3 protein-coding genes are annotated in these 3220 nt (G+C 64.8%); all 3 read left to right on the forward strand.

Features of this window, described 5'->3' with window-relative positions:
* The first annotated feature begins 166 nt into the window (after nucleotides 1-166).
* From P3H15_RS53350 to P3H15_RS53360, 3 genes are read left to right on the forward strand one after another with little or no spacing between them, the layout of a single operon-like run.
* A complete protein-coding gene (locus tag P3H15_RS53350) occupies nucleotides 167-1159 on the forward strand; it encodes a tyrosine-type recombinase/integrase (RefSeq protein WP_276144717.1) in 993 nt (330 codons plus the stop codon).
* Nucleotides 1156-2103, forward strand: a complete 948-nt coding sequence (locus P3H15_RS53355; RefSeq protein WP_276144718.1) for a tyrosine-type recombinase/integrase — start codon at nucleotides 1156-1158, stop codon at nucleotides 2101-2103. The genes P3H15_RS53350 and P3H15_RS53355 overlap by 4 nt, the downstream gene beginning before the upstream one ends.
* The gene (locus P3H15_RS53360; RefSeq protein WP_276144719.1) at nucleotides 2100-3098 is read left to right on the forward strand and encodes a tyrosine-type recombinase/integrase; all 999 of its coding nucleotides are present in this window, start codon (nucleotides 2100-2102) and stop codon (nucleotides 3096-3098) included. The genes P3H15_RS53355 and P3H15_RS53360 overlap by 4 nt, the downstream gene beginning before the upstream one ends.
* Nucleotides 3099-3220: the final 122 nt, after the last annotated feature.

Below are 3220 nucleotides of genomic sequence, written 5' to 3' on the forward strand. Positions count from 1 at the left end.
TCGAATTATGCCGACGTCTCGGTTATGCCGAGGTCCTCGTGTGAGGGGTGGGTGTCGCGCAGGTCGAGGTAGTCCGTGCAGATAGCGTGCTCGGCATAATCCTGGCAGTCAGGACACCAGTTGTGTCTTTCTGAGGGTGTTCATCGCCTATCAGAAGGAGAATGTCATGGTTTCGGACAGTGGCGGCGTCGCCGCCGGACGGACGGCGCCGGACAACGATGTGCTCGACGAGTTCGGGGACTGGCTGGATCGGCGGCGCGGGTTGGCGCCGGTGACGGTCCACAACTACCGCTGGAACGTCAGGCAGTTCCTGGATGCACTGCCCGCCGGACTTCCGCTGCAGTCGTTGGACGCAGCGACGATCACAGTATTCATGATCGACTTTTGCCGGGACCGCAACACGAACTCGGCGAAAACGATGGCCAGGTCGGTCCGGTCGTTTCTGCGATTCGTGCATGCCACCGGTGTGACGACTGCGGAACTGTGGGGTGCGGTTCCCTCCTCGGCAAGTTGGCGCCTGGCGTCGTTGCCGATCCCTGTGCCGCCACCGGACGTCGAGCGTCTGCTCGAGGTGGCTGCATCTTGGCGATCGAGCGCATTGAGCCGGCGGGACTACGCGATCCTGCTGCTACTTGCCCGACTCGGGTTACGGCGCGGCGAGGTCGCACGCCTCGGGCTCGACGATATTGATTGGCGAGCAGGAGAACTCACAGTCATAGGCAAAGGAAACAGCATCGAACGCATGCCCCTGCCGACAGAACCCGGCGAGGCCGTCGTCGCGTGGCTGACCGAGGGGCGTCCTCGATGCGGGACGCGGTCGGTGTTCACGACGCTGCGGCCACCCGGGCGGCCTCTCTCGTCCGGGGCGATCGGTCATATCGTGCGCACGGCGTCCCGAACGGCAGGTCTTGCCCCGATCGGTGCGCATCGCCTGCGTCATAGTCTGGCCACGAACATGTTGCGGGCGGGTGCATCGCTGCCCGAGGTGGGACAGGTGCTTCGCCACCGCAGCCTCAGATCCACAGCGATCTACGCCAAGGTCGATGACATGGCCCTACGGCCGCTGGCACAGCCCTGGCCGGGCACGACCGCCGAGACGGCTGACCCGGATCCCCTCGTCCGGAACATGGCTCGACCGTGGCCGGAGGGTCGGTCATGAACACGTTGCGCATGAACGTCACCGACTACCTCGCCATGCGCAGGACGATGGGGTTCCGAGCCGAAGGCCTATCGAAGTTGCTGTGGAGTTTCGTCGAGTTCTGCGAAGCCCGGGGCGTGGACCACGTCACGAATGAGGTTGCGCTGCAATGGGCTACCTCTCAGATCGCAGTGCCCGTCCACGACGGCCTGGTCGCTCGCCGGATGGATGCGGTGCGACTGTTCGCCCGGCACCAGCAGCCACTGGATCCGGCGACGCAGGTTCCCGAGGAGACGGTGTGCTCCCGTCGATACCGGCCCCGGCAGCCGCACATCTACAACGATACGGAGATCGGCGCACTGCTGGTGGCAACGGACACGTTGTCCCCACTGTTCACAGCGGCGGTGTGGCGCACCCTCATCGGTCTGCTCGCTGCCACCGGGATGCGCCCCGGTGAGGCCTGCCGCATCGGTGTCGACGACGTCGACCTCGACAACGCCGTGATCCAGATCCTGAACACGAAGTTCGGCAAGTCCCGGCTGGTGTTCCTTCATCCGACCACGGTCACGAATCTGCGCCACTACCTGCAGGTCCGCCAGAACCATGTTCCCGCCACGACGCGGGCGTGTCCGATGCTCTTGCTGAACAGTCGGCACACGGCACTGGACCCGAACAAGCTGGCCGTCACCTTCAGAAAGATCCTGGCCGAGGCCGGAATCACCACGATCGTCGGCGGCCGAGCGCCACGCCTTTACGATCTGCGACACACCTTCGCAGTCGCGACGATGCTGGGCTGGTACGACCAGGACGTGGACGTGCAGGCGCGGTTGCCGCTGCTGTCGACCTGGCTCGGGCACGTCGATCCCGCCTCGACCTACTGGTATCTGCACGCAGTTCCCGACCTGCTCGCTCATGCGGCGCGCCGCCTCGAGACCCGGGACGCTGCGGCAGGAGTGCAGTCATGACAACGCCGACTGTGACCTCGCTGATCCAGGGGTTCTTCACCGAACGGCTCGTCCGGCAACGACAGTCCAGTCCGCAGACAGTCGCGGCCTACCGGGACTCGATCAGATTGTTGCTGTTGTTCACTGCGCAGAAGGCAGCGAAGCAGCCGGCCGGACTGACCCTCGATGATCTCGACGCAGCGACCGTCGCGGCGTTCCTCGATCACCTCGACGGCGACCGGCACAACAGCACCGCCACACGCAATGCACGCCTAGCCGCGATTCATTCGTTCTACCGGTACATGCTTCCGCTCGTCCCCGAACATGCACATACCGCGAGCCAGATCCTCGCGATCCCGCAACGGCGATACGAACGGGCGATCGTTTCCTACCTGACCGACATCGAAGCCGATGCTCTCCTGCACGCACCGGAGCGCACCACCTGGTTCGGGCGCCGGGACCGGGCCCTATTGATCACCGCACTCCAGACGGGACTTCGCCTCTCGGAGCTGATTTCACTGACCACCGGAGACGTCACCACCACGATCCCCGGCGCCGCGGTTCACACCGTCGGCAAAGGCCGACGGGAACGCGCCACTCCGCTGACCCGGCAGACCCTGGCGGTTCTACGCCCGTGGCTCGAGGAAACCGGATCGATCCCCGGTGCTCCGGTCTTCCCCACGCGGCACGGCACACCGATGTCTGCAGACGCCGTTCAACGCCTCGTCGCCAAACACGCTGCCACCGCCGCGCACACGTGCCCCTCGATCGGCGCCAAGAACGTCACCCCACACACGCTGCGGCATACCGCCGCGATGACGCTGCTGAAGGCAGGAGTCGATACCTCCGTCATCGCGCTCTGGCTCGGCCACCAGAGTCCGGAAACAACCTACATCTATCTCCACGCAGATATGGCCCTCAAAGAACGTGCGCTCGAGCGTGCGACCGCACCGACCACCAGACCCGGGCGTTACCGACCGCCGGACACTCTCATCGGTTTCCTCGAACGACTATGAACACCGACCACACCATCACGGTTATGCCGCGTGGACCATCACCACAGATCGCGTCGACCTGCACGACACCCACCCCTCACACGAGGACCTCGGCATAACCGAGACCTCGGCATAATTCGAGT

The sequence above is a fragment of the Rhodococcus sp. T2V genome (assembly GCF_029269925.1).
Classification (GTDB): Bacteria; Actinomycetota; Actinomycetes; order Mycobacteriales; family Mycobacteriaceae; genus Rhodococcus_F; species Rhodococcus_F koreensis.

Excerpts from the sequence above, each read along its gene's own strand:
- P3H15_RS53350 (WP_276144717.1), top strand. The coding sequence starts at position 167 with ATGGTTTCGGACAGTGGCGGCGTCGCCGCCGGACGGACGGCGCCGGAC.
- P3H15_RS53360 (WP_276144719.1), top strand. The coding sequence starts at position 2,100 with ATGACAACGCCGACTGTGACCTCGCTGATCCAGGGGTTCTTCACCGAA.
- P3H15_RS53355 (WP_276144718.1), top strand. The coding sequence starts at position 1,156 with ATGAACACGTTGCGCATGAACGTCACCGACTACCTCGCCATGCGCAGG.